Origin of the sequence: Arthrobacter mobilis (assembly GCF_012395835.1) — a bacterium.
Classification (GTDB): domain Bacteria; phylum Actinomycetota; class Actinomycetes; order Actinomycetales; family Micrococcaceae; genus Crystallibacter; species Crystallibacter mobilis.
In genome coordinates this window covers 1,396-26,940 of the sequence record NZ_JAAZSQ010000003.1, presented here as the reverse complement: position 1 = coordinate 26,940, position 25,545 = coordinate 1,396, and the positions used below count along the sequence as shown (strand labels likewise).

Genomic DNA, 25,545 nt, shown 5'->3' with positions numbered 1-25,545 from the left:
GGGCCCGGAGTGGCGGCGAAGCCGACACTCCGGGGCGCCCCAATCCTAGTGGCCCATGCCGAGCCCGCCGTCTACCGGGATCACCGCGCCGGAGATGTAGGCTGCCTCGTCACTGGCCACCCAGCGCACCACATTGGCCACCTCCTCCGGCTCGGCGAAGCGGCCGGCCGGGATGCTGCCCAGGTAGTTCTTCTGGGTCTCCTCCGGCAGCGCGGCTGTCATGTCGGTGTTGATGAATCCCGGGGCCACCACGTTGGCGGTAATGCCGCGCGAACCCAGTTCGCGGGTGAGCGAACGGGCAATGCCCACCAGGCCCGCCTTGGAGGCGGCGTAGTTGATCTGTCCCGGCGAGCCGTACAGGCCCACCACCGAGGAAATCAGGACAACCCGCCCCCGCTTCAGCCGGATCATGCCCTTGGAGGCGCGCTTGATCACGCGGAAAGCGCCGGTGAGGTTGGTGTCGATGACCTCCGTGAAGTCTTCCTCGCTCATGCGCAGCAGCAGGGTGTCCCGGGTGATGCCGGCATTGGCGACCACCACTTCCACCGGGCCGTGCGCCGCCTCGGCCTCGCTGAAGGCGGCATCCACGGACGCGGCATCCGTCACGTCCGCCTTGACCCCGAGGAAGCCCTCGGGCACCTCGCCGCTGCGGTAGGTGATGGCCACCTTGTCGCCATTGGCCTGGAAGGCCCGGGCAATGGCCAGGCCGATCCCCCGGTTGCCGCCGGTGACCAGGACACTGCGTCCCTGCTGTTCGTTCTGCACTCATACCTCCGTGGTTCCTGTCGGTGCTCCCTAAGAATCCTAGCCGGGCCCTCCCGCCGGCTTTGGCACCTGTTCCGGCGCGTGGGAGAATTGAAGAGGGCCTATGGAGAGTGATGAACGCACGGTCGGATAACAACGGGGAAGTCCTGAACATTACGGACGCCCAGGAAAGCCATACGGATGAAATGCACCGCCGCATGGTCAAGTACACGGTGGCCATGTCGATCCGCTTGGCGTGCCTGCTGCTGTTCTTCTTCATCCCCGGCTGGCAGCGCTGGCTGTTTGTGGCCGGCGCGGTGTTCCTGCCCTGGATCGCCGTGATCATTGCCAACGGCGGCGCCGACCAGAGCCGGATCAAGCCCAGCGACGCCCTGCTGGACCAGGCACCGCTGCCGGAGCTGCCCTCCGGCGAATCCCTGGCCGGCCGCGACCACGTGGACATCCTTCGCGGCGAAGTGGTCGAGGACCAGGACTCCCCGGAGGCCGGGCCGCCCGGCGGCCCGCCGGACCGCAGCGAGGCGGACGGCCGGGACGCCGCATGAGTATTTTTGACCAACTCTCCGGCGGGCCTTCCCGTGCGGAGGAACAGCACTCTGGCGGAAAGATCTGCTCCCGCAAAGGCTGCCGCGACGGCGCCGCCTGGCAGCTGCTCTGGAACAACCCGCGGATCCACACCCCTGAGCGGCGGAAGATCTGGCTGGCCTGCACCGCCCATCGCGAGTGGCTGGAAGAATACCTGACACTGCGCGGCCTCTGGCGCCAGACTCTGCCCCTGCCGGGAGCGGCGGGCGGGGAAGGGGGCGATTAGCATGTACAGGTTCCTTCTGACCAGCAAGTGGACCGGCTGGTTCCTGCTGGCCGTCCTCGGCGCCGCGGTCTGCGTCTTCCTGGCTAACTGGCAGCTGGACCGCCGGGACCAGGCACGGGATGTGGTCTCCGCCGTCGCAACCAATTACGACCGCGACCCGGTACCGTTCGAGACCATGCGCGGCGCCTTTGCCAGCCACGATCCATCCACCGAATGGACACCGGTGGTGCTGCGCGGCACCTACGACGAAGCCGGGCAGCGCATCGTGCGCAACCGCCCGCTGAACGGCCGGCCCGGCTACGAGGTGCTGGTCCCGCTCCGCCTGGACAGCGGCGAGGCAGTGATCATCGACCGCGGCTGGTTGCCGATCGGCAACCGGGAAACCGGGCATCCGGACGAGATCCCTCCCCTGCCCGAGGGCGAGGTCGCGGTCATTGCCCGGATCAAGGGCGGCGAGGAGTCCGTCGACCGCAGCGCTCCGGAAGGCCAGCTGGCTTCGATCCAGCTGGAGGACTACGCGGCCGAGCTGGACTATCCGCTGCTGACCGGCAGTTATGGCCTGATGGCTGCCGAGGCCCCGGCCCCGGCCACTGCCCCGGTGGCGCTGCCCAAGCCGGCCGTGGATGAGGGCCCGCACCTGTCCTATGCCATGCAGTGGTTCGCGTTCGGCCTCCTGCTCTTCGTCGGCTACGGCTACGCCGCCCGCCAGCACGCGCTCGGCGCGGTCCGGGACGACGACGAGGACGACGGTTTCCACCAGGCCAACCCGGCCCCGCGGCCTGCCAAGCCCAGGCGCGCGGGCAAGCGGCCGACGTCCGAAGAGGAAGAGGACGCGCTGCTGGACGCGCAGGGCTTCTGACGGACCGCTGACCAAGGCGCGGGGGCGGCCGGCACCGACTGGCCGCCCCACGGGTTTCCCGTACTGGATCAGCGGGCGCCGAGCGGCTGTCCTGCCGCCGGTTCCGCGGATTCCGGTCCCGCCGCGGGAAGTTCGTAGACCTTCCGGCCTTCGAACCAGGTCTGCCTGACCTTGGTGTTGTGGATCTCGGACGGATCGATCTCGAACAGGTTGCGGTCGACCACGATGAAATCTGCCGAAAGGCCCGTGCGCAGCATGCCCGTGACCTCGCCCAGGCCCATGGCGGCGGCCGGGTTGCGGGTGAAAGCGGCGATGGCCTCGGCCACGGTCAGCCGCTGGGCTTCGTTCAAGGCGCCTTCGACGGCGGGATCCGGGTTGCGGCGGGTCACCAGTGTCTCCAGCCCGGTCCAGGGATCCGGCGACGGCAGCGCGCAGGGCCAGTCCGAACCGGCGGCCAGCAGGGCGCCGCTGCCCACCAGATCCTTGGTGGGCCAGCTGCTCCGGATCGTCTCGTCCGGAATCTGCTTGGCTATGCTGTCCTGGATGACCGAGGGATACCAGATGTACGGGGAGGCATCCGGGACCACTTGCAGCTCGGCGAAGCGGGGAATGTCGGCCGGATCGATGAACTCCACGTGGGCGATCTGGAAGATCGGGCCGAAGCCGCGCTTCCGGCGCACAATCTCGACGGCGTCGAGCACCAGCCGGACCGCCGCATCGCCGGTGGTATGCAGCTTGCCGTTCAAGCCGCGTTCGTAGCACAGCTCAAGTGCCTCAACCAGGTCCTCCTGCGTCCACAGCGGCGTGCCGGTGAAGTCAGGGTCTTCGTGCCGGTGGTCATGGCAGATATAGGGGCGGAGCATGGCCGAGGTGCGGGTCATCGGGATGCCGTCGAGGACGAACTTGACGAAATCCGGGCGCACGTGGGCGCTGCGGTATCCGGCGGCGATCCCGAACAGTTCCTCACCCACCGTGCCGGCCTCGATGAAGTTGCGGGCGGGCATCGAACCGACCACCCACATGGTGACTTCGCCCTCGGCCTCCAGCGAGCCGAGGGCCTTCCACGCGTACTCCATCGTCGCGGCGTCCTGAACCGAGGTGATGCCGAAGGAATTGAGCGTCTGCAGCGCGGTCCTGAGCGAGACCTTGTTGCGCGCATCCGGATCGGCGACGGAGGCGTCGGCTGCCGCCTCGGCTACTGCCGAGGCGAGTTCGTGCAGGACGCCGGTGAGGGCTCCGGAGGCGTCGCGCACATAGGTGCCGCCCTCGGGATCGGGGGTCTCCGGCCCGACCTGCATCAGTTCGAGGGCACGGGAATTGACCCAGCGGTTGTGCATCGAATCGTCGCGCAGCAGGACCGGGCGGCCGCCGCTGGCCGCATCCAGCGCGGCCAGGTCCTCGGTGTTCATGATCTCGTCCATGACCGTGGCACCGACAATGCCGCCGATGATCCACTCGCCGGGCCCCAGCTTGTCGCCCCAGGCCCGGACCTTGTCGAATATGGCCTGCTTCGGATCCGTCGGCAGGATCGGCAGCTCCCAGGCCGCCTGTCCGCCGCCGAGGCCGAGGTGCGAATGCCCGTCGCTAAAACCGGGCAGGACGAGTTCGCCGGCCAGGTCCAGGATCTCCGTCGCACTGCCGGCCAGGGCGCGCACTTCGCCGGCGGTGCCGACAGCCACGATCTTTCCGCCGGTCACGGCCAGTGCCTCGGCCCACTCGTTGGCGGGGTCGCTGGTGTAGATCCTGCCGCCGGTCACGATCAGATCGGCTTCGGGCTGTTCGGGCACGCTTCCTCCTCCTGCTGGTTGCTGTATCAAGTGCTGTAGTGAATGCGCCGGGAAGGGGGTCAGGACCCGGTGCCGGCCCGGGAAGCCCCGGCGGAGGTGTACTGCGCGGCAAGTCCGAGCACCACCGGGACAACCTGCCCGGCAATGAACGCGGCCTCCGCATCGCCCTTGCGCTCGCCGGCCCAGCCCAGGTAGGTCAGGCCGCGGGCGAGCAACATCGCGTCCCAGGGGTCCAGGAAGCGTTCGGGAAGCGCACGCACCGAGCCGTAGCCGTCGATCAGTGCCTGGCGGTAGGCTTCGTACCGCGGATGCGGCTGGTAGAAGAACAGGATGGTCGCAAGGTCGAAAAGGTGCCAGCCTTCGCCGAAGTCGTCGAAGTCGATCACGATCATCCGCCCGTCCTGGACCAGGACATTCTCCGGGGTCAGGTCCGCATGGATGACGCCATACCGGTCAGCCGAGGCATCCAGCGCTTCGAGATCGCGCTTCAGCCGCGCCATCGCCGTTTCCAGCAGGACGGCGTCCTCCGAAGCCAGCCCCTCCACCGCGAGCGGATTGCCCCACAAGGCGGCATCGCCCACCAGGCCGCCCGCGTCCCAAGCGCCCCTGTCGAAGCCCGGCAGCCGGCCGATCGCCGAGGTGCGGTCGTGCAGTTCCGCGGTGAGCGCTCCAAGCAGGCGGAACGTCTCCGGTTCCAGGGCGCTCTCCCCTGTTAGCGCCTCGGCCACATCCCCCAGCGGGTGCGCGGCGTCGATCCAGCGCTGGACGTCCAGTTGCAGGTTGGTGCCGTCGTCGGCGCGCACAAGGCACATCAGGTTGCCGTCCAGGGTAGGCACCATCTCCGGAACGCTCACCCCCTGCTCGCCCAGGGCCTGCAGGTAGGCCAGTTCGGTCCTGATCTGGGCGTCGGTCCGGTAGCCCGCCCGGTGCAGCCGGACGGCGTAGCTGTCCCCCGTTGCCCTGGTCAGCCGGAAAACGTAGTTCTCCCGGTACTTGACCAGGTCGATTCCGGATGTTTCCTCGAAGCCGTACAGCTTCAGTGCGCCTCGAACGGCCCGGATTGCTGCTTCTGTGTCCATGCCTGCGTCTTTCTTCTTCCTGCCATGAAGTGCCTGTGACCGGTGTCATAGCCAAGCTAAAGGCTGCACGGGCAGTTTGGCAAATGAACTGTCAGTTCAGTTTTTTGACCGCATGTGCGACCCTTGGAACAGACATCCCACGAAAGGCGGCCACCATGAGCCAGGACAAGCAGCTGCCGCTGCGTGAACGCAACCGGCTGCGCACCAGGACGGACATCCTCGATGCTGCGGCCGAAACCTTGAGCGAAAAGGGGTACAGCGCCACCACCATCGAGGAACTCAGCCAGCGCGCCGGCCTCGCCCGCGGCACCCTGTACGCCCACTTCCCGGGCGGCCGGGAAGAGATCGTGCGGGAGGCATACCTGCGTATTGCGGACGCGGTCTACGTCAGAGGGCTAGCCCTGCGCGGGGAGGCGGCGGACCTGCCCGGCAGGATCGCAGCCCTGGCCCGTGCGGTGGTGGAATCTGCCGGCACGGCGGCCGGCCGCTTCTATTGGCGGACCGGGCCGGACGTGGTACCAGTCCTCGCTTCGGTCATGGGCGGCACCTCCCGGTCCTTCGAGGAACTCATCCGGCTTGACCTGGCAGCCGCCCAAGCTTCCGGGCAACTGCGGGATGACATCGCCGTCGAGGCCTTGACCACCGCCTTCTCGGGAGCTTTCCGGGCCTCCGGTGCCCGGGTTGCGGCCGAGCCCGGCTGCGCGCAGGAGCAGATTGCCGCCATCAGGCTGATCGCACAGGGGCTGCTCGCCTCCGCGGCCGTCTGAAGGGCTGCCCCGCCCGTTTCCCCTGTCCAATCCCGCCGTCCAACCCACCGGAAGGAAAACCCATGACCTCTGAAACGTCCACCACCGCTCCCGCCGGAGAGCAGGCCGGCCCGGACCTGCTCGCGCGCCGTTTTGCCACCTTGGGCAGCCACTCCCCGCTGTTCTATGAAAAGCCGCTGGAGCTGGTCTCCGGGTCAGGCGTCTGGCTGACGGACGCACAGGGCAGGACCTACCTGGACGGCTACAACAACGTCCCGCACGTCGGCCACGCCAACCCGGTGGTCGCCGATGCGATCAACGCCCAGCTGCGCACGATCAACCTGCACACCCGGTACCTGAACAGCAGGGTGGTCGAATACGCCGAGGCGCTGCTGGCCACCTTCGGCGGGGACCTGCAGCGGCTGTTCCTGACCAACAGCGGTTCCGAAGCCAACGAGCTGGCCCTGCGCATTGCCCGCCAGCACACCGGCCACACCGGCGTCCTGGTCTCCGACTTCAGCTACCACGGCAACACCACCAGCTTGGCCGAACTGACCACCGGCCTGACGGTGCGCGAACCCCTCGGCGCCCACGTGCGCCCCCTGCGCATTCCCGACGCCACTGGAACGGCCGGCACCGAGGCCGAAGGACGCCTGCTGGAGCAGGCGCTGGCCGAAGTCGACGCCGCCATCGCCTCGCTGCAGGAAGCCGGCCACGGCGTCTCGGCCTTCCTCTACGACCCCCTGTTCTCCACCGAGGGACTGCTGCAGCCGCCGGCCGGCTACATCGAAGGCGTCGCCGCACGCGTGCGTGCCGCCGGGGGCCTGGTCATCGCCGACGAGGTGCAGTCCGGCTTCGGCCGGATCGGCACCAGCATGTGGGGCCACCAGATGTACGGCACGTCCCCTGACCTGGTCACCCTGGGCAAGCCCATGGGTAACGGGCATCCGGTGGGCGGGGTGGTCACGACCGCTGACCTGCTGGACGAATTCGGCCGGCACAACATGTACTTCAATACCTTCGCCGGCAGCCCGGTCTCCTCCGCGGCCGGGCTGGCCGTACTGCAGGTGATGGAGCAGGAGGACCTGATGGCACAGGCGCAGAGCCTCGGCGGCTACATCGCGGGCCGCCTGCGCGCCATCGCCGCCGGCAGCTTCCTTGTCGGCGCAGCCCGGGGCCGCGGGCTGTTCTTCGGCCTCGACATCGTCGAGCCGGACGGCAGCGGCCGGCCCGCACCGGGGCTGACCAAGACCCTGATCGAGGACATGCGCGAACGAGGCGTGCTGATCAGCCGAATCGGCCGCGACGACAACGTACTGAAGATGCGTCCGCCGCTGGTGTTCACCCGGGAGCACGCGGACTTGCTGCTGGAGCAGCTCCAGCAGGCCCTGTCCGGCTTGGGCCGCTAAGGCCCGCTGCGCCCCGTCCCCCGCCCCATCGGCTCTCCGGATAACGCCCGTTCCGTCAGGATCAACGGGCGCGATGTGCCACGTCGATGAGGGGGCGGGGGAAGGAGGCTGCGAAGAAGCTAACGGTCAGGCGAGGGTGACCAGGTCCAGGTAATCCTCGTTCCACAGGTCCTCGACGCCGTCCGGCAGCAGCACCACCCGCTCCGGATTCAGCGCCTGCACGGCGCCCTCATCGTGGCTGACCATCACCACCGCGCCGCTGTACTTGCTCAGCGCACCCAGGATTTCGGCGCGGCTGGCCGGGTCCAGGTTGTTCGTCGGCTCGTCCAGCAGCAGCACATTGGCCGAGGAGGCGACGATGGTGGCCAGCGCCAGACGGGTCTTCTCCCCGCCGGAGAGCACACCGGCGGGCTTGTCCACGTCGTCGCCGGAGAAGAGGAAGGACCCGAGGATGTTGCGCACCTCGGTATCGGCCAGGTCCGGGGCGGCGGTGCGCATGTTTTCCAGCACCGTGCGCCCGGTGTCCAGCGTCTCGTGCTCCTGGGCGTAGTAGCCGACCTTCAGCCCGTGGCCGGCCACCACTTCCCCGGTGTCCGGCTGGTCCACGCCGGCCAGCATCCGCAGCAGCGTGGTCTTGCCCGCGCCGTTGAGCCCCAGGACCACCACGCGCGACCCCCTGTCGATGGCCAGGTCCACGTCCGTGAAAATCTCCAGCGACCCGTAGGACTTGCTCAGTCCGGAGGCTGTCATCGGGGTCCTGCCGCACGGGGCCGGTTCCGGGAAGCGCAGCGCGGCCACCTTGTCCTGCGCCCGCACCGACTCCAGTCCGCTGAGCAGGCGCTCGGCACGCTTGGCCATGTTCTGCGCGGCCACGGCCTTGGTGGCCTTGGCACGCATCTTGTTCGCCTGGTCCAGCAGTACCTGGGCCTTCTTTTCCGCGTTGGCCCGCTCGCGCCGGCGGGCGCGCTCGTCCGTCTCGCGCTGGAGCAGGTAACGCTTCCAGTTCATGTTGTAGATATCCACCACCGCGCGGTTGGCATCCAGATGGAAGACCTTGTTGACCGTGGCTTCCAGCAGGCCGGTGTCGTGGCTAATCACGATCAGTCCGCCGCTGTGGTTCTGCAGGAAGTCCCGCAGCCAGCTGATCGAGTCCGCGTCCAGGTGGTTGGTGGGCTCGTCCAGCAGCATCGTGTCCGCGCCGGAGTACAGGATGCGGGCCAGTTCCACACGCCGGCGCTGGCCGCCGGAGAGGGTCTTCAGCGGCTGGTTCAGGATCCGGTCGGGCAGGGCCAGGTTGGAGGAAATGGCAGCGGCTTCCGCCTCTGCGGCATAACCGCCGCCGGCGAGGAACTCGGCCTCCAGCCGGTCGTAGCGGCGCATCGCCTTGGCGTGGACCTCCGGATCGTCGCTGGCCATCTCGAGCTGCGCCTTGCGCAGCTTGCCGGCGACGACGTCGAGACCGCGGGCCGAGAGGATCCGGTCCCGGGCCAGCTGGTCCATGTCGGGGGTGCGCGGGTCCTGCGGCAGGTAGCCGATCCGGCCGCTGCGGAGCACCTCTCCCGCCGCGGGCAGTGCGTCGCCGGCCAAGACCTTGGTCAGCGTGGTCTTGCCGGCACCGTTGCGGCCCACCAGCCCGATTTTGTCCCCCTTGTCCACACGGAAGTTCACCGCTTCCATGAGCAGCCGTGCGCCGGCGCGCAGTTCAAGGTCAGCTACGGAAATCACTTAAGGGGCGCCTTTCACAGGGCAGATGCGGGGATTCAGTGGAAGGCTGCAGTTAAGCGCAGCCTCTCTATATTACCGGAGCACGACGGCGATGCGCTCTCGGCTGCCTGTCGCCACTATCCTCGGTAGCATGGATTCGCCCGAGAAATCTGTTTCTGCGCCGGCTGTACAGCCCGCCCCCCGCCGCCCGCGTGCCGGCTGGACCAGCCGCGACCTCTCCCTGGTCGCCGTCTTCGCCGCCCTGATGGCCGCTTCGGCCGTGGTCCCGCCAATCCCCGCGGGCAACATCCTGGGCGTGCCGGTCACCATCCAGACCACCGTGGTCACGCTGACCGGACTCGTGCTCGGAGCGCGCCGTGCCGGCGCCGCCGTCGGCCTCTACGTTCTGGTCGGACTGGCGGGACTGCCGATCTTCAGCGCCTTCCGCGGCGGCCTGGGCGTGCTGGCCGGCGGCTCGGCCGGCTACATCCTGTCCTTCCCGCTGGCGGCCGCCGTCATCGGGTTCCTGGCGCACCTGATCCTGCGCCGGGGCCTGAGGCACCGCGGACTCTGGCTCTTCGCCGCGACGTTCGCCGGCCTGCTCACCACCCATGCCCTGGGCATCTGCGGCATGATGGTCAACGGCCAGCTGGCGCTTCCGGCGGCGCTGGCCGCCGACCTGCCGTTCATCCCCGGCGACATCCTGAAGAACCTGCTGGCGGTGCTGGTGGCGGCCAGCATCCACCGGGCCTTCCCGGATGTGCTGGTGCGCCGCGTCCGGTGAGCTCCTCTGCGGCCGGCCGGGTCAGCTTCAGCAATGTCAGCGTCAGCGTGCCGGCCGCCGACGCTGCCCCGGGGCGGGACAGCGGTGCGCCGGCAGGGACACGGGCCATTCTGCGGGGCATCAGTGTCGAGCTGACCGAACGGCGCGTGGCCGTGATCGGCGGCAACGGTTCCGGAAAATCCACCTTGCTGCGCCTGGTCAACGGTCTGGTCCGGCCGAGTGCCGGTCAGGTCCGGGTCAACGGCCTGGACCCTTCGGTGGACGGCGGCCGGGTGAGGCGGCAGGTCGGGTTCGTCTTCACGGATCCGCTCTCGCAGCTGGTCATGCCGACCCCGCGGGAAGACCTCGAGCTCTCGCTGCGCCGGATCCACCGCCGCGGCGCCGACCGGCGCCGGGCGGCGGAGCAGATCCTGGCCGCCTATGGCCTGGCGCATCTGGCGGACAACAGCATCTACGAACTTTCGGGCGGGGAACGCCAACTGGCCGCGCTGGCCACCGTCCTGGCCGTCAACCCCGCCGTCCTGGTCCTGGACGAGCCCTCCACCCTGCTGGACCTGCGCAACACGAAGCTGCTGCACCGGGTCTTCGAGACCCTGGACCAGCAGCTGATCATGGCCACCCACGACCTGGACTTTGCTGCCGGGTTCGACCGGGCCCTGGTCATCCACGGCGGGCAGGCCGTCTTCGACGGCGACGCGGCCGGGGCAGTCTCCTTCTACCGCCGGCTGTGTGCCGATGACGCAGCCTGGCCGCGGACCCTGCAGCAGGGCCCGGGGCACCGTTCACCCTCCGGGAACGGCGTGCCGTGAGGGGCCACGCGCATCTGGTGGGCAGCTACCGCCCGGGATCCTCCCCGCTGCACCGCATGCCCCTGCGGACCAAGCTGCCCCTGCTGCTGGGCCTGGGCACGGTATCCCTGGCCGTCCAGGGCATGCTGCCGCGCACGCTGCTGCTGCTGGCGGTGTTGATCCTGCACTTCGCTGCGGGCGCGGGCTGGCGGCGACTGCTCTCCCCGCTGAAGCCAATGTGGCTGTTCCTGCTGGTCCTGGCCGCCTACCATTGGTGGCAGCACGGCCCCGGATCCGCCTGGCAGATCCTCGCCGGGCTGCTGGCCTGCGTCTACGCGGCCAATATCCTGCTGGCCACCACACCGGTGCAATGCCTGCTGGACGCGCTGGTGGCCGCCGTCCGGCCGCTGCAGCGCTTTGGCGCCGATCCGGAGCGCTTTGCCCTGGCCATCGGACTGATGCTGCGCAGCATTCCGTTCCTGGTCGGCTCGTTTGCCGACGTCCGGGAAGCGGCCAAGGCCCGGGGCCTGGAGCGGAATCCGCGCGCCCTGGTCATGCCGGCGCTGATTGGCACGGTGGCCTATGCGCGGCAGACCGGCGATGCGCTGGCCGCCCGCGGGCTGGGCGACAAGGACGACGGCGGCCAGCAGGCGGAGAAGGGCTAGGCGCAGTCCGTCCAGCCGAACAGCGCCGCGGTCCCCATCCCGCCGGCGATGCTGGCCGCCGCCAGCGAGATGCCGCCGTCCCGGCCGCGGCACTGCTGAAGCAGGCGCAGCACCAGGAAAGCCCCGGAAGCTCCGTACGGATGCCCGAACGCCAGCGCCCCGCCCTGGAGGTTGGCCCGCTCCGGATCGACACCAAGCATCCGCAGCGAGGCAAGGGCCTGGGCGGCGAAGGCTTCGTTGAATTCCACCCGGTCCAGATCGGCCCCGCGGAGTCCGTGCCCGGCCAGCAGCCGGGCCCCCGCACGCCCGCCTCCGATACCGGGAAAATTCGGATCCGTCCCGGCGGTGCCGGCGGCCAGGAAGCCCAGGCCGGCGCCGAAGCCGAGCCGTGCGGCGGCGGCCCGGCTGGCCACCAGCACCACCGCCGCTCCGTCCGCATCCGCGCAGGAATTGCCGGCAGTCACCGTCCCCGACGGCACGAAGGCCGCCGGAAACCTGCGCAGCAGCTCCGGCCCGAGGTTCCCGCGCGGGCCCTCGTCCGCGGCGCTGCCGGCAATACCGGCGGCGGGAACAATCTCCTCCGCGAACACTCCCGCCGCGGCGGCCGCCGCGGCCCGCCGGTGGCTGGCCAGGGCGAACGTGTCCTGGTCAGCCCGGCTGACGTCCCACCGTGCTGCCACGGCTTCGGCCGCCACCCCCATGTCCGGATCCCCGATGGCCTCCGGCGAGAACCGTGACCTGGCGTAGAAGTCCGGGGCACCGGGTGCCGAACTCAGGCGGTGGGCGCGCAGCGGCGCGGTGCTGCAGCTTTCGACCCCGCCAGCCAGGTACAGCTGCCCCGCGCCCGAAGCCACCAGCCGGCAGGCCAGCACGATGGCATCAAGTCCGGAACCGCACTGCCGGTCGACGGTCACCCCCGGCACCGAGTCCGGCAGGCCTGCCTCCAGCAGCGCCAGCCGCGCGAGGTTGCCGCCGCCACCCACGGCATTGCCGATCACGACGTCGTCGATCTGCCCCGCCGGCAGCCCGGCGTCCCGCACCACCGCGGAGAGCACCGGAGCGAGCAGCCCCGCCGCGGCCGTGCCCCGCCACATGCCGTTCAGCCGGCCGAAGGCGCTGCGCCGGCCCAGCACGATCACCGGGTCCCGGTGCGGATCCGGGCTAGCCAAGAACGTGGACATCGGCATCCCCTGCCTCGATCGCGCGGACCAGGGCCGGCCGCGACGTCTTGCCGCCCGGACCCCGAGCCCACTCCCGGACCCAGTAGAAGCGCCGCGGCACCTTGAACGGGGCCAGCCCGGCGCCGCAGAGCCGGCGCAGCGTTCCGGCCGTGAACGCCGGCGGCCCGTCGCTGCGGATCACTGCCGCCACGCACCGGCCCCGCAGCCCGTCCGGCAGGCCGACGACAACGGCGTCGCAGCCAGCCGAACGCAGCACTTCCTCGACTTCATGCGGATAGACATTGAAGCCGCCGGTGACGATCATGTCCGCAGACCGCCCGGCCACGTGCAGCTGCCCGGAGGCGTCCAGCCAGCCGTAGTCCCCTACCGTGGCCCACTGCCCCTGCCGCCGGAAGGACAGTCCGTCGTCCCCGGCAAGGTAACCCAGGCAGACCATGTCGCTGCGCACCCAGATGGTGCCCGGCCCGGGATCGCCGGTCCCGGGTTCGGCGCCCGGGGCGGCAGCGCCGTCGTCCGGAGGGCCGATCCGCAGCTCGACACCGGGGAACGGCCGGCCCACCAAATGCGGTCCGGCCCCGGGGCCGGCAAGCCTGGCCGCCACGAACCCGAGTTCGGAGGCCCCGTAGTACTCGTGCACCGCCGCGCGCGGGGCCAGCCGCCGCAAGGCCGCCGCTTCCTCCCCGCCCAGCTTCGCCCCGCCGGAAACAATGCTCCGCAGGGACCGCCAGGGGGACCTGGCCCGGCGCCCCAGCATGCGCAGCTGGCTCGGCACGGCAACCAGCTGGGTCAGTGCCTCGCCGGACAGCAGGTCAAGGGCCGCGGCGGTATCCGGCGTTGTCTGGCCGTGGAACGTGGCCCCTGCATAAAGGCATTCGGCCAGCGCGTACAGGCTCAGGCTGGCGGAGAGCGGGCCGGGAACCAGCACACGGTCCCCCGCTGCCGTCCCGAACCAGGCGGTGCTGCGTTCCAGCGATCGCTGCCAGGAGCCCACCGTCCGCACAAAGGCTTTGGGTGTCCTGGTCGTGCCGGAGGTGAATCCGCAGTAGAACTCCCGCCCGGGGTCGCCGTCGGCCAGCGCTGCCGGCGTGCCGGGAGTCATTTCCGCTCCGGCCGGCCCGGCAGTCGTGATCACGGTGCCGGGCCGCAGTTGCTCCAGTGCGGCCGAGCGCACTGCCGGCGGCCAGGCAGGATCCAGCACGGCGGCAACCAGACCGCGGCCCACGACGGCGGTGAACGCCACGACGAAGTCGATGGTGCTGCCCAGGTCCAGCGCGACCAGCTGCCGCGGTCCACCGGCCGGCTCCGGCAGAGGCAGCCGTGCCGCCCGCCGGCAGAGTTCGGCATAGCTGAGCCGCTGCCCGTCGATGACGACGGCGTCACGATCCGGGTCACGGGCGGCCCAGTCCACCATCCGGTCCACAAAGGGCATCTGCGGCTTCCTCCGACATTCTCCGGACCGGGATCGTCCGTACCGGGGCCGGCGCGGACACACCGGACCGGTGTCCATTCTACGTTCGGCGGCGGTGGCACCGGTCCCGGTACTGCCCAAAGCCCCGTGCCGGTCGGGACGCCGGAGCGCCCGCACGGTAGCGTGGCCGGCCCGGAGGGCTATTCTGGCACCATGAGCTTCAACGAAGGGTCCGGGCTGGACACCTCGCAGGTGTCCGATCTGCGGGGCGGGATGGGCACGAAGATCGCCGTGGGCGGCGGCAGCCTGGTCCTGCTCATCGCCAGCCTGCTCGGCATTCCCCCGCAGCTGCTGCAGGGCCTCGGTCTGGGAACCGAGCAGTCAACCCAGCAGCAGGCCGGCGGCGCCGGCAGCATCACCGAGGAATGCCGGACCGGCGCGGACGCCAATGAACGGCGCGACTGCCGCATTGTCGCCACGGTGAACAGCCTCAACCGTTTTTGGGCCGCCGAACTGCCCAAGTACAACATGCAGTATCCGCTGCCCAGGACGGTGCTGTTCGAGGGCGGGGTCAGCACCGGCTGCGGCCAGGCCTCCAGCGCCGTGGGGCCGTTCTACTGCCCGGTGGACCGGACGGCCTACTTCGACACCGGCTTCTTCGACCAGCTCACCGGCCAGCTGGGTGCCGCCGAAGGCCCACTGGCGGAGGAATATGTGGTGGCCCACGAGTTCGGCCACCACATCCAGAACCTGACCGGCGCCCTTGAGTACTCGCAGCAGGATCCGCAGGGCGCAGCCTCCGGTGCGGTCCGGGTGGAACTCCAGGCGGACTGCTATGCAGGCGTCTGGGCCGCCAACGCCACCGAACAGGTGGACCCGGCCACCGGCGAGCCCTTTATGAAGCCCTTCACCGAGCGGGACCTGCAGGTGGCACTGTCGGCCGCCGCGGCGGTGGGCGATGACCGGATCCAGCAGGCCAGCAGGGGCTACGTCAACCCGCACACCTTCACCCACGGCAGCAGCGAACAGCGTCAGGCGTGGTTCGTCCACGGCTACAACACCGGGGACCCTGCCCAGTGCGACACGTTCAATGCCCGGGACCTGGACAACCCCTAGCGGGCCCGGGAGCCGAAGCCAGGCAGGAAGCCGTCCGGCTCGCGTCCCATCCGCCGGTCCAGGAGCAGGTACAGGAACGCGGTGCCCAGCCAGCCGAGCAGAAGGAAGACGCCGGCAGCCAGCACCGGCACCGTGCCGGCCGTGCCGGCGTCCACGGGGGCATAGGGGTACCAGCCCGTCGCCGCGCCGCGGATGAGGGTCCAGAGCAGCCAGAAGACAGGAAAGACCAGGCTCCAAAGCACCGTGCGGGCCGCGATCCGGGGCCGCGGGCCGAAGATCAGCCAGCAGGCCACCACCAGGATGGGCGCCACGTAGTGCAGCATCCGGTCGCCCCAGACGCTGGAAGCGTTCAGCCCGGTGAATTCGGCCAGGCCCCGGTACGGGGTGAACTGCAGCAGGAGCACCAGGGCAGCGGACACCAGGGTCATGACGCGCACGGCGCGCCACGCGGTCCCTCCGGCCTTGGCAGACTCCATGAAGAGGGTCAGCGAGATGATGAAGACCAGCACCCCGGCCTGTACGCTGAAGTAGCTGGTCAGGTTCCACCAGGCGTGGGCGGGATTGCCGCCGTAGGCCGGCGACTCCAGCATGGCCATGATCTGCAGCACCAGCCCGAGCACCGCAGCCAGTGCCGTCACCCCATGGAACAGTTGCGCGACAAAGACCTCGTTGTAGCGTCCTGCAGCCGGACGCGCGCTGGAGGCCTGAACCGGTAGTTCGCTCATACAGACGATCCTAGCCCCGTGTGCCGCCGGCTCCCATGCGAAAGGCCGGCTGCCGAAGGAGGCAGCCGGCCTTTCGCCGTCAGGTGACGTCAGATGTTGAACCCCAGAGCCCGCATCTGGTCGCGGCCGTCGTCGGTGATCTTCTCCGGCCCCCACGGCGGCATCCACACCCAGTTCAGGCGCCACTCGTCCACCACGCCCTCCAGCGCCTTGGCGGTCTGCTCCTCGATCACGTCGGTGAGCGGGCAGGCGGCGGTGGTCAGCGTCATGTCGATCAGCAGCGCGCCGTCGTCGGCGTACTTCAGCCCGTAGAGCAGGCCGAGGTCCACCACGTTGACGCCCAGTTCCGGGTCGATGACATCCTTGAGGGCTTCCTCGACGTCCTCCAGCGAGGTGCGTGAGATGTTTGCCTCGGTCATGGCTATGCCTTTACAGTGCCGGTCGCCGCAGCGGCCAGGAAGCGGTCATAACCTTCTTCTTCCAGCCGGTCGGCCAGCTCGGGGCCGCCCTCCTCGGCGATCTTGCCGTCCACGAACACGTGCACGAAGTCCGGCTTGATGTAGCGCAGGATACGGGTGTAGTGGGTGATCAGCAGGGTGCCCATGGCGCCGCGGGCGAACTCGCGGTTGTGGCCCTCGGACACCACCTTGAGCGCGTCGACGTCCAGGCCGGAGTCGGTCTCGTCCATGATCGCGAACTTGGGCTTGAACAGCTCCAGCTGCAGGATCTCCACGCGCTTCTTCTCGCCGCCGGAGAAGCCCTCGTTCACGTTGCGCTGGGCGAAGTCCGCGTCGATGCGCAGGTGCGCCATGGCTTCCTTGACTTCCTTGGTCCACGTGCGCAGGCTGGGGGCCTCGCCATCCAGCGCCGTCTTGGCGGTGCGCAGGAAGTTGGTCATGGTCACCCCGGGGACCTCCACCGGGTACTGCATGGCCAGGAAGAGGCCGGCCCGGGCGCGCTCGTCCACGCTCATCTCCAGGACGTCCTCGCCGTCCAGCGTGATGGAGCCGGAGTCCACGGTGTACCGGGGGTGGCCGGCGATGGTGGCGGCCAGGGTGGACTTGCCCGAACCGTTCGGCCCCATGATGGCGTGGATTTCGCCGGTCTGGATGGTCAGGGACACGCCCTTGAGGATCTGCTTGGTGCCCTGCTCCGTCTCGATGCTGACGTGCAGGTCCTTGATTTCCAGGGTCGACATACTGTCTGCTTTCTCCTTTGCGCACCGGGGTGCGCGCCTTGAAGTTGGTGAAGTGCTTAGTTCGTGCCGGGCGCAGGAGCCCCGTTGAGCACCGTGGCGATGTCCACGTAGACATTCCCGTCATGGACGGCCAGGGCGAAGACCGGGACCGGGTCGAAGGCCGGCAGGCTCAGCGGCTCGCCGCTGAGCAGATCGAACTGGGAGCCGTGCCCCCAGCACTCGATCGTGCAGTCCTCGACATCGCCCTCGGAGAGGGAGTAGTCCTCGTGCGAGCAGGTATCGCCGAGCGCGTGCAGTTCGCCGTCGGAATCGCGCACGACGGCCACCGGGTAGCCGTCAATCAGCACGCGCAGCGCCTGCTTGACCTTCACGTCCGCGGCTGCGCACACCAGCCTGCCCTGCGGGATGCCGGACATCAGATGTTGCCTGCCGCCAATTCGCGCTCGACGGCGGCAGCGAGCCGTTCCTCGAGAGCGGGCACCTTGATCTGCTGGATGATCTCGAACAGGAAGCCGCGGACCACCAGGCGCCGGGCGTCATCCTCGGGGATGCCACGGGCCATCAGGTAGAACAGCTGCTCGTCGTCGAACCGGCCGGTGGCGCTGGCATGGCCAGCACCTTCGATCAGGCCGGTCTCGATCTCCAGGTTCGGCACCGAGTCCGCGCGGGCGCCGTCGGTCAGCACCAGGTTGCGGTTGACCTCGTAGGTGTCGGTGCCCTCGGCCTCCTTGCGGATCAGCACGTCGCCCACCCAGACGGTGTGGGCACCCTTGCCCTGCAGTGCACCCTTGTAGAGCACCCGGGACTTGCAGTTGGGCACCGCGTGGTCCACGAACAGCCGCTGCTCCAGGTGCTGGCCGGCGTCGGCGAAGTACAGTCCGTACATTTCCACCTCGCCGCCGGGCTGGGTGAACTTCGACGCCGGCGTGACCCGGACCAGGTCGCCGCCCAGGTTGACGGCAACGTGCTTGAACTTCGCGTCGCGGCCGATCCTGGCTGCTTGGGCCGAGGCGTGGACGGCGTCGTCGTCCCATTCCTGAACGGACACCACGGTCAGATCCGCGCCGTCCCGGACGTCCACCTCCACGTTCTGCGACAGCGTCGCCGAACCCTTGTGGTCCAGCACGACGACGGCCTTGGAGAACTTCTCCGCGACGATCACGATGTGCTGGGCCGCCGGATCCTTGCTGTGGCCGTTCACGGAGACGATGACGCCGGTTTCGGCCTGCAGTTCCGCAGGAATAGTGATCACGGTGGCCTCGGCGAAGGCCTCCCAGGCGGCAGCTGCCACCCGGTCCTCCGGAATGCCGGCAGTGCCGATCCTGGCATCGTCGCGGCCGACCGTCTCCACGGTGATGCCGGCCGGGGCCTCGGACCCGTTCGGGCCGCTGACGGCAATCTTGGGAGCGGCACCGGTCAGTGCGTCGGTGTGCAGGCCGCGCAGCCGCTTCAGCGGGGTGAAGCGCCAGTCCTCCTCGCGCCCGGTCAGCGGGGCGAAGTCGGCCAGCTTGTACGAGGTCAGCCGGCCGGCGCGGGAACTGTCCGGCACGCCCACGCCGCCGCCATGGCTGTGGGCCTTGACCGGCCCGGCGTTCAGCGGGGAAAGGTTTTCGCCTTCTTCGGTGAATCCGTCGATTACGGGCGCGGCTGACGGGGCACCGATGCGTGCCTTCTCAGTCATTTCAGTCATTAACCTACGGATCCTTCCATCTGCAGTTCAATCAGGCGGTTCAGCTCGAGGGCGTATTCCATCGGCAGCTCGCGGGCGATCGGCTCGATGAAGCCGCGCACGATCATGGCCATGGCCTCGTCCTCGGGCAGGCCGCGGGACATCAGGTAGAACAACTGCTCCTCGCTGACGCGGGAGACGGTGGCTTCGTGACCCATGGTCACGTCGTCCTCGCGGATGTCCACATAGGGGTAGGTGTCCGAGCGGGAAATGGTGTCCACCAGCAGCGCGTCGCAGCGCACAGTGTTGGCCGAGTGCTCGGCGCCCTCGCGGACCTGGACCAGGCCGCGGTAGGCGGCGCGGCCGCCGCCGCGGGCCACCGACTTGGAGATGATCGAGCTCTTGGTGTTCGGCGCGATGTGGACCATCTTCGAGCCGGTGTCCTGGTGCTGGCCCTCGCCGGCGAAGGCAATGGAGAGGGTCTCGCCCTTGGCGTGCTCGCCCACCAGGTAGACCGCCGGGTACTTCATGGTCACCTTGGACCCGATGTTGCCGTCGATCCACTCCATGGTGGCGCCCTCGTGGGCGATGGCGCGCTTGGTGACCAGGTTGTAGACGTTGTTCGACCAGTTCTGGATGGTCGTGTAGCGCACCCGGGCGTTCTTCTTGACGATAATTTCGACGACGGCCGAGTGCAGCGAGTCCGAGGTGTAGATCGGCGCGGTGCAGCCTTCGATGTAGTGGACGTAGGAGCCCTCGTCGGCAATGATCAGAGTGCGCTCGAACTGGCCCATGTTCTCGGTGTTGATCCGGAAGTAGGCCTGCAGCGGGATCTCCACGTGCACGCCCGGCGGCACGTAGACGAAGGAGCCGCCGGACCAGACGGCGGTGTTCAGCGAGGCGAACTTGTTGTCGCCCACCGGGATGACCGAACCGAAGTATTCCTGGAAGATCTCCGGGTGCTCGCGCAGGCCGGTGTCGGTGTCCAGGAAGATGACGCCCTGGGCCTCCAGGTCTTCGCGGATCTGGTGGTAAACCACCTCGGACTCGTACTGGGCGGCGACGCCGGCGACCAGCCGGTTGCGTTCGGCCTCCGGGATGCCCAGCTTCTCGTAGGTGTTGCGGATGTCCTCCGGGAGTTCCTCCCAGCTGCCGGCCTGCTTCTCCGTGGAGCGGACAAAGTACTTGATGTTGTCGAAGTCGATGCCCGACAGGTCGGCGCCCCAGGTGGGCATCGGCTTCCGGTCGAAGTACTTCAGGCCCTTCAGGCGCATGTCGAGCATCCACTCGGGCTCGTTCTTCTTCGCCGAAATGTCGCGGACGACGTCCTCGTCCAGGCCGCGGCGTGCGTTCGCGCCTGCGTCGTTCTTGTCCGCCCAGCCGTATTCATAATTCCCGATGCCGTGCAGTTCGGGGTTCTTCTCCAGAATTTCGGAAATGGTGGTGTCCGGAACGTCGGTCGTACCGACTGCGTCCTGGATGCTGTGATCCACTTGGTCCGTCATGACGGCCTCTCTTGCAGCTTGATGGATACTCTTCGGGTGCCTGTCGCCGGCTCATCGGACTGAGCCGCAGACCTTGTTCGGCCCACGGGGATGTGGGTCGTACACACATGCCCGCCGCTCGCCAGGGTGGATAGCCGGCGCACGTCCACTCCCAGGAGCCGGGCAAAAACTTCGGTTTCGCTCTCGCAGAAGACGGGGAAATCCGCTGCCAGCTGCTGCACCGGGCAGTGCCCCTGGCACAGCTGCATGCTCAGCATTACCGTCCTGGCCTTGCCTTTCGCGCCCGCGCCGACAAGCCGGGTGGACCCGACGAAGCCGTCCTGGGCGAGGAGCCGGGCCAGGGCCTCGGCCCGCGCCTGGATGTCCGGCCCCGCGGCTTCGACGACGGGACGGTACCGCTCCTCCATCTCACGGTACCGGGTGCGGGCAAATTCGGTGACGGCGTCGTTGCCGGCAGCCTGGGCCAGCGCTCCCAGTGCGGTGCGGGCGATATCCAGGTAGTCGTCGCCCAGCTTCGACTGGCCCTGCCGGCTGAGCACATACTTGCGGGCAGGACGACCGGCTCCGCCCGCGGAGTTCGATACCAGCTTGACCTCGATCAGGCCCTTGCGCGAGAGCGCATCCAGATGCCGGCGCACCGCCGCGGGCGTGAAACCCAGCTGTTCGCCCAGCTCGGCCGCGCTCACCGGGCCGCGTTCCAGCACGGCGCTGAGCACGCGGTCCCTGGTCCGCTCGTCGGAGTCCGATTTGGGGTCGGACCCTGCCTCGGGCCTCGGCCCGGGCACGGATTCCGTTCCCGGCTGATGACGCTCATCCCTGCGGGCGCTCGTCGAGGCGCGCAGGGGCACAGGATCAGTCACGGAATACACAACACAATCATGACTTATTCTGTTCCTGCCCTCCAGTAAGGCAGTCCTTAGCCTGGCCCCGCGCGCGGGACGGTTCTACGGGGCGTAGAACGGATTGGCGTAGAATGGTCCGGTGCCTACATCGGAACCCTGCCTCGACATCCGGGGACTTGTGAAAGACCTGGGCCCGGTGGAGGCCCTGGACAACAAGATGGTCCGGGTGCTTGACGGCGTCCATCTGCGCGCCCACCCCGGCGAAGTCACCGCCCTGCTCGGACCGAACGGGGCGGGCAAGACCACCACCTTGGCCTGTGCCCAGGGGCTGCTCAAGCCCAACGGCGGCACCGTGCGCCTGCTGGGCCAGGATCCGCACCAGGCCGGAGCCGGCCTGCGCAGCCGCGTCGGCGTCATGCTCCAGGAAGGCGGACTGCCCCAGGCCGTCCGCCCGGTGCCGCTGCTGCGGCATGTGGCCGGCATGTACGCGCAGCCGCGCAATGTGGACGAGCTGGTGGCACGGCTGGGCATCAATGCGTTCGCCAATACTCCCATCCGCAGGCTCTCCGGCGGGCAGAAGCAGCGCGTCGCCCTGGCCGCGGCCCTGGTGGGCAACCCCGAAGTGCTCTTCCTGGACGAGCCGAGCGCAGGCCTGGATCCGCAGTCCCGCTCGGTGGTTTTCGAACTGATCCAGGAACTGCGCAGTGAGGGCCTGGGCATCATCCTCACCACGCACCTGATGGACGACGCGCAACGGCTGGCCGATTACGTCTTCATCATCGACGCCGGCCGGACCGTCCTGCACGGCACCGTCCCCGAACTGACCGCCGCCACCGGCCCGGGCACCGGCACGGACCGGCTGCTGACCTTCGAGGCCCGCCCCGGTGTACCTTTCGGGACCGTGGCCGGCCTGGAGGTCACCGAAACCGTTCCCGGCCGCTACAGCCTGGCCGGCCCCTTGACCCCGGCCCACCTACAGGCGCTGGCGGCGGCCTGGGCGGCACATTCTGTCATGCCGTCCGCGATCCACATGGCCCCGCGGTCGCTGGAGGATGTCTTCCTGGACATCTCCGGAAAGGAACTTCGATGAGCGCACCGGCCCCGCTGGCCCGCCGCGTCCTGCTGCAGGGCCGCTACGAGACGCTGGCCATGCTGCGCAATGGCGAGCAGTTGCTGATCGCCATCATCCTTCCGCTGATGGCGCTCGTCGGCCTGGTGGTCACCCCCCTGCTGGATACCTTTACCGCCAGCCGCATCGACCTGGCCGCCCCCGGCGTCCTGGCCCTGTGCACGGTCTCCACGGCCCTCACCGGCCAAGGCATCGCCACCGGCTTCGACCGGCGCTACGGCGTGCTGCGCTTTTTGTCCACCACTCCGCTCGGCCAGAGCGGGCTCATCCTGGGCAAGATCATCGCGGTACTGTCCGTGATGACCATCCAGGTCGCCGTCGTCGGCGGCGCCGCCCTGCTGCTGGGCTGGCAACCGGCTGCCGGCGGCCTGCTGGCGGCGCTGGTCCAGCTCGTGCTCGGCGCTGCGGCCTTCACTTCGCTGGGACTGCTGATCGCCGGCACGGTCCGGCCCGAGGCCACCCTGGCCATCACCAACCTGCTCTGGGTGCTGCTGGCCGCCGCCGGCGGCATCCTCTTCCCGGTGGCCAGCTGGCCGGATGTGTACGAGCCGGTCGCCCATCTGCTGCCCTCGACCGCGCTCGGCGACGCCCTGCGCAGTGCCCTCATCGAGGCGCAGTTCAATGTCCTCGCATCCGTCATCCTGCTGGCCTGGACAGTACTGGCCAGCCTCGCCGCCATCCGCTGGTTCAAATGGAGCTGAACACCATGCCTGCAACCTCCGCCGCCCGGCTGGGCGGACCCGCCGGGAAGGCCGGCCGGCTCCCAGCCGAACCCACCGTGGCAGTCCGGGCCCTGGCCGTGGCCTCGCTGGTTTCCGAAATCCTCATCGTGGTCACCGGCGGCGCCGTGCGGCTGACCGCCTCAGGTTTGGGCTGCCCGACCTGGCCCAAGTGCACAGAGGAATCCCTGGTGGCCACGCAGGAGATGGGCATCCACGGCGCCATCGAATTCGGCAACCGGATGCTGACCTTCGTGCTCGGCGTCATTGCGGTTGCCATGCTGGTCTCGGTGTGGAACATGCGCCGCACCCGCCGCGACCTGTTTTCGCTGTCCCTGGCCCTGCTGCTGGGCATCCCCGCCCAGGCCGTGATCGGCGGCATCACCGTCTGGACCCACCTCAACCCGTGGGTCGTCGGCTGCCACTTCATCGTGTCCATGACGATGATCGCCGCGGCCACCGTCCTGGTCCACCGGGCCTGGCTGGACAATCGCGCGGCGGCGACCCTGGTGCCCGCCCGCGGCACGCCTGCGGTGCGCCAGCTGCTCTGGGCCGGCGGCGTGCTGACCGCCGTCGCCATTGTCCTGGGCGTGATCGTCACCGGCTCCGGCCCGCACGCCGGCGACCTGAACGCCCCGCGCAACGGCCTTGATCCTGACCTGGCCACCCGCGCGCATGCTGCACCTGTCTACCTGCTGGTGGCCTGCGCGGTCGTGCTGCTGGTGATGGTTTTGCGGACCCGGGAGCTGGCCCCACTGCGCCGCCCCACGCTGCTCTTCGCCGCGGCCGTCGCCGTGCAGGGTGCCATCGGCTACCTCCAGCACTTCACCGGCCTGCCCATCGTGCTGGTGGGCCTGCACATGCTCGGCGCCTCGCTGCTGGCAGCGGCAGCCACCCACGCCGTCTACGTCGGCACCACCCGCCGGCCGCTGGCTGCAGAGCGCCGGTAGCCGGCGCCCCGAAACCTCCCAGGACAAGCCGGGAGCACGGGGCGGCGAGGCTGCGCGGACCTGCAGGCTTCCAGCATGGGCTGCGGCACGGTGCTCAGGCGCTGCCGGCCTGCCCGCGGCCGGCGAAGCAAGCCTCCAAGGCATCCTTTGTGCAACTGTCTCTGGCTCCGACCCGGCCGGAATCCCGCGGTTCCGGGCGCGGTCTGCACTCTTCGCGCTTTCCCTCTTCTTTAACGGGAGCGGCCCTGGTCTTCGTCGCCGAAGCCAGGGCCGCTCCGGCCCGGGGACCGGGCCGGCCAAACAACCGATACCTGCCGGAGACACTGCCTCCAGGCCAAGCGACAGCTAGGCAAACACCGGGCCGCCGATGAACGGATCGAAGGCGAGGGCCAGGAAGAGCACGGTCAGGTAGCTGATCGAGCCGTGGAAGACCCGCATGGCCACCTTGTTCGAGACCTCGCCGGCCTTCGCGCGGTTGTACAGCAGGTGGGACTCGTACAGGAACCAGCCGCCGCTGAGCGCCGCGGCCACCGTGTAGACCCAACCGGCGCCGGCCACCGGGACCAGCAGCAGCGAACACACAACGGTGGCCCAGCCGTACAGCACCACCTGGGTCGAGACCAGCCGTGCCCCGGCGATGGCGCCGAGCATCGGCACCTGCGCGGCGTTGTAGTCGTCGCTGTACTTCATCGACAGCGGCCAGTAATGCGGCGGGGTCCAGAGGAAGATCACCATGAACAGGATGAAGGCGGGCCACTCGACCTTGTTCGTTACCGCCGCCCAGGCGATCAGCACGGGGAAGCAGCCGGCGGCCCCGCCCCAGATGATGTTCTGGGCGGTGCGGCGCTTGAGGATCAGCGTGTAGATGACCACGTAGAAGAAGATGGCGCCGATGCCCAGCCAGCCGGCCAGCGGGTTGGCCCCGAACCAGAGAATGGCAATCGACAGGGCGCCGAGCAACGAGGCGAAGACCAGCGCCTCGCGGGGGCTGACTTCGCCTGTGACCAGCGGCCGGTTCTCCGTCCGCTGCATCAGCCGGTCCATGTCCCGGTCGATATAGCAGTTGAATGCCCCGGCGGAGCCGGCGGCCAAGGCGCCACCGATCATGGTGGCCAGTATGAGGCCCAAATCCGGGAAGCCCCGCTGGGCGAAGATCATGGTGGGCAGCGTGGTCACCAGCAGCAGTTCGATGACCCGCGGTTTGGTGAGCGCCACGTAGGCCTTGAACTTGCGGGTGAAACCGGGACTAGCCGGGGCTTCGGCCAATGGTGCCGGGGCGCTCTGGATGTTCAAAGGAATACCACTCAGTTCTGCGGGTGACGAGTACTTGACCAGCTGTCTGGCGGCGCAGCCTGGGAAGGGCATGGCGCACCACCATCATACCGCTCTATGGGCTGTAGAAATCCCTTCCGGAAGGCTGCGGGGCATCCGGATGCCATCGCCCGGGCAGGAGACCGGGCGATGCCGCGGGACACAGAGCGAGGTAATACAGCCCGCGTTCGGCCCCGGTTCAGTCTCAGAGGCGGCCCTAGGCGCTATGGTGGTCTTGAGCGCCGCGCATACGGACACGGCCGTGCAGCACGCGGGCGGGCTTGTGCACCGCCCCGGGTTCCGCCGCAGCCGCCCGGGCGCTGCCCCGGACCCACTGTAGTCCTGCCGGCCGAACGATCAGAGAGGGGCCTTGGAAAGTGCCACAAGAGGAAAAAGCG

The 25,545-nt window shown here is 69.0% G+C and carries 26 protein-coding genes; 12 read left to right on the top strand and 14 right to left on the bottom strand.

Annotation, left to right across the window (positions count from 1 at the left end; genetic code table 11):
- Window positions 1–45: 45 nt before the first annotated feature.
- On the bottom strand, window positions 46–765 hold the full coding sequence (locus HGG74_RS04905; protein WP_168485241.1) for a beta-ketoacyl-ACP reductase: 720 nt from the start codon (window positions 763–765) through the stop codon (window positions 46–48).
- A 113-nt stretch (window positions 766–878) separates the two neighbouring features.
- On the opposite strand from HGG74_RS04905, the gene HGG74_RS04900 reads away from it, so the two are divergent.
- Genes HGG74_RS04900 through HGG74_RS04890 form a run of 3 tightly spaced genes read left to right on the top strand, consistent with a single transcriptional unit; the run spans window position 879 to window position 2,432 of the window.
- A complete protein-coding gene (locus HGG74_RS04900; RefSeq protein WP_168485240.1) occupies window positions 879–1,307 on the top strand; it encodes a DUF3099 domain-containing protein in 429 nt (142 codons plus the stop codon).
- Window positions 1,304–1,573 (top strand): hypothetical protein, encoded by a 270-nt coding sequence (locus HGG74_RS04895; RefSeq protein ID WP_168485239.1) that lies wholly within the window; start codon window positions 1,304–1,306, stop codon window positions 1,571–1,573. The genes HGG74_RS04900 and HGG74_RS04895 overlap by 4 nt, the downstream gene beginning before the upstream one ends.
- Before the next feature lies 1 nt (window position 1,574).
- Window positions 1,575–2,432: an SURF1 family cytochrome oxidase biogenesis protein gene (locus tag HGG74_RS04890; RefSeq protein WP_168485238.1), complete on the top strand. Its 858-nt coding sequence runs from the start codon at window positions 1,575–1,577 to the stop codon at window positions 2,430–2,432.
- Window positions 2,433–2,500: 68 nt separating this feature from the next.
- Here the strand turns inward: HGG74_RS04890 and HGG74_RS04885 are convergent, their stop codons facing one another.
- Both HGG74_RS04885 and HGG74_RS04880 read right to left on the bottom strand, forming a co-directional pair.
- Entirely contained in the window at window positions 2,501–4,219 is a 1,719-nt protein-coding gene (locus HGG74_RS04885; protein WP_168485237.1) for an amidohydrolase, read from the bottom strand.
- A gap of 59 nt (window positions 4,220–4,278) precedes the next feature.
- The gene (locus HGG74_RS04880) at window positions 4,279–5,298 is read right to left on the bottom strand and encodes a phosphotransferase enzyme family protein (RefSeq protein WP_168485236.1); all 1,020 of its coding nucleotides are present in this window, start codon (window positions 5,296–5,298) and stop codon (window positions 4,279–4,281) included.
- A gap of 155 nt (window positions 5,299–5,453) precedes the next feature.
- Between HGG74_RS04880 and HGG74_RS04875 the strand changes: the two genes are divergently transcribed.
- The gene (locus tag HGG74_RS04875) at window positions 5,454–6,065 is read left to right on the top strand and encodes a TetR/AcrR family transcriptional regulator (RefSeq protein WP_246262657.1); all 612 of its coding nucleotides are present in this window, start codon (window positions 5,454–5,456) and stop codon (window positions 6,063–6,065) included.
- Window positions 6,066–6,127: 62 nt separating this feature from the next.
- Window positions 6,128–7,453, top strand: a complete 1,326-nt coding sequence (locus HGG74_RS04870) for an aspartate aminotransferase family protein (protein ID WP_168485234.1) — start codon at window positions 6,128–6,130, stop codon at window positions 7,451–7,453.
- Between the two features lie 126 nt (window positions 7,454–7,579).
- Here the strand turns inward: HGG74_RS04870 and HGG74_RS04865 are convergent, their stop codons facing one another.
- Entirely contained in the window at window positions 7,580–9,178 is a 1,599-nt protein-coding gene (locus tag HGG74_RS04865; RefSeq protein WP_168485233.1) for an ABC-F family ATP-binding cassette domain-containing protein, read from the bottom strand.
- A 130-nt stretch (window positions 9,179–9,308) separates the two neighbouring features.
- On the opposite strand from HGG74_RS04865, the gene HGG74_RS04860 reads away from it, so the two are divergent.
- Genes HGG74_RS04860 through HGG74_RS04850 form a run of 3 tightly spaced genes read left to right on the top strand, consistent with a single transcriptional unit; the run spans window position 9,309 to window position 11,394 of the window.
- The gene (locus HGG74_RS04860) at window positions 9,309–9,941 is read left to right on the top strand and encodes a biotin transporter BioY (protein WP_168485232.1); all 633 of its coding nucleotides are present in this window, start codon (window positions 9,309–9,311) and stop codon (window positions 9,939–9,941) included.
- A complete protein-coding gene (locus HGG74_RS04855; protein ID WP_376766120.1) occupies window positions 9,938–10,750 on the top strand; it encodes an energy-coupling factor ABC transporter ATP-binding protein in 813 nt (270 codons plus the stop codon). Before HGG74_RS04860 ends, HGG74_RS04855 begins: the two co-directional genes overlap by 4 nt.
- Window positions 10,747–11,394, top strand: a complete 648-nt coding sequence (locus tag HGG74_RS04850; RefSeq protein ID WP_168485231.1) for an energy-coupling factor transporter transmembrane component T family protein — start codon at window positions 10,747–10,749, stop codon at window positions 11,392–11,394. The genes HGG74_RS04855 and HGG74_RS04850 overlap by 4 nt, the downstream gene beginning before the upstream one ends.
- On the opposite strand, the gene HGG74_RS04845 is transcribed toward HGG74_RS04850, so the two are convergent.
- Window positions 11,391–12,575 (bottom strand): thiolase family protein, encoded by a 1,185-nt coding sequence (locus tag HGG74_RS04845; protein WP_168485230.1) that lies wholly within the window; start codon window positions 12,573–12,575, stop codon window positions 11,391–11,393. The two genes, HGG74_RS04850 and HGG74_RS04845, sit on opposite strands and share 4 nt — an antisense overlap.
- Window positions 12,556–14,004 carry a class I adenylate-forming enzyme family protein gene (locus HGG74_RS04840; RefSeq protein ID WP_168485229.1) on the bottom strand — a complete coding sequence of 483 codons (1,449 nt, stop codon included), beginning with the start codon at window positions 14,002–14,004 and terminating at the stop codon, window positions 12,556–12,558. The genes HGG74_RS04845 and HGG74_RS04840 overlap by 20 nt, the downstream gene beginning before the upstream one ends.
- A gap of 192 nt (window positions 14,005–14,196) precedes the next feature.
- On the opposite strand from HGG74_RS04840, the gene ypfJ reads away from it, so the two are divergent.
- On the top strand, window positions 14,197–15,099 hold the full coding sequence (ypfJ, locus tag HGG74_RS04835) for a KPN_02809 family neutral zinc metallopeptidase (protein WP_168485228.1): 903 nt from the start codon (window positions 14,197–14,199) through the stop codon (window positions 15,097–15,099).
- On the opposite strand, the gene HGG74_RS04830 is transcribed toward ypfJ, so the two are convergent.
- The 7 genes from HGG74_RS04830 to HGG74_RS04800 form a co-directional block, all read right to left on the bottom strand.
- A complete protein-coding gene (locus HGG74_RS04830) occupies window positions 15,096–15,824 on the bottom strand; it encodes a Pr6Pr family membrane protein (protein ID WP_168485227.1) in 729 nt (242 codons plus the stop codon). The genes ypfJ and HGG74_RS04830 overlap by 4 nt on opposite strands.
- 89 nt (window positions 15,825–15,913) lie before the next feature.
- Window positions 15,914–16,243: a metal-sulfur cluster assembly factor gene (locus HGG74_RS04825; RefSeq protein WP_168485226.1), complete on the bottom strand. Its 330-nt coding sequence runs from the start codon at window positions 16,241–16,243 to the stop codon at window positions 15,914–15,916.
- Window positions 16,244–16,245: 2 nt separating this feature from the next.
- A complete protein-coding gene (gene sufC / locus HGG74_RS04820) occupies window positions 16,246–17,022 on the bottom strand; it encodes a Fe-S cluster assembly ATPase SufC (protein ID WP_168485225.1) in 777 nt (258 codons plus the stop codon).
- Between the two features lie 56 nt (window positions 17,023–17,078).
- Entirely contained in the window at window positions 17,079–17,438 is a 360-nt protein-coding gene (locus HGG74_RS04815; protein WP_168485224.1) for a non-heme iron oxygenase ferredoxin subunit, read from the bottom strand.
- The gene (sufD, locus tag HGG74_RS04810; RefSeq protein WP_168485223.1) at window positions 17,438–18,712 is read right to left on the bottom strand and encodes a Fe-S cluster assembly protein SufD; all 1,275 of its coding nucleotides are present in this window, start codon (window positions 18,710–18,712) and stop codon (window positions 17,438–17,440) included. The genes HGG74_RS04815 and sufD overlap by 1 nt, the downstream gene beginning before the upstream one ends.
- Window positions 18,712–20,196 (bottom strand): Fe-S cluster assembly protein SufB, encoded by a 1,485-nt coding sequence (sufB, locus tag HGG74_RS04805; RefSeq protein WP_246262656.1) that lies wholly within the window; start codon window positions 20,194–20,196, stop codon window positions 18,712–18,714. The genes sufD and sufB overlap by 1 nt, the downstream gene beginning before the upstream one ends.
- Window positions 20,193–21,056, bottom strand: coding sequence for a helix-turn-helix transcriptional regulator (locus HGG74_RS04800; protein ID WP_376766119.1), 864 nt, complete (start codon window positions 21,054–21,056; stop codon window positions 20,193–20,195). Before HGG74_RS04800 ends, sufB begins: the two co-directional genes overlap by 4 nt.
- Before the next feature lie 121 nt (window positions 21,057–21,177).
- Here HGG74_RS04800 and HGG74_RS04795 point away from each other — a divergent pair, with 121 nt between their 5' ends.
- From HGG74_RS04795 to HGG74_RS04785, 3 genes are read left to right on the top strand one after another with little or no spacing between them, the layout of a single operon-like run.
- Window positions 21,178–22,128, top strand: a complete 951-nt coding sequence (locus tag HGG74_RS04795; protein ID WP_168485221.1) for an ABC transporter ATP-binding protein — start codon at window positions 21,178–21,180, stop codon at window positions 22,126–22,128.
- Window positions 22,125–22,868 carry an ABC transporter permease gene (locus HGG74_RS04790; RefSeq protein WP_168485220.1) on the top strand — a complete coding sequence of 248 codons (744 nt, stop codon included), beginning with the start codon at window positions 22,125–22,127 and terminating at the stop codon, window positions 22,866–22,868. The genes HGG74_RS04795 and HGG74_RS04790 overlap by 4 nt, the downstream gene beginning before the upstream one ends.
- Window positions 22,869–22,873: 5 nt before the next feature.
- A complete protein-coding gene (locus tag HGG74_RS04785; RefSeq protein ID WP_168485219.1) occupies window positions 22,874–23,836 on the top strand; it encodes a COX15/CtaA family protein in 963 nt (320 codons plus the stop codon).
- 345 nt (window positions 23,837–24,181) lie between these two features.
- On the opposite strand, the gene HGG74_RS04780 is transcribed toward HGG74_RS04785, so the two are convergent.
- A complete protein-coding gene (locus tag HGG74_RS04780; RefSeq protein WP_246262655.1) occupies window positions 24,182–25,129 on the bottom strand; it encodes a heme o synthase in 948 nt (315 codons plus the stop codon).
- Window positions 25,130–25,545 lie beyond the last annotated feature (416 nt).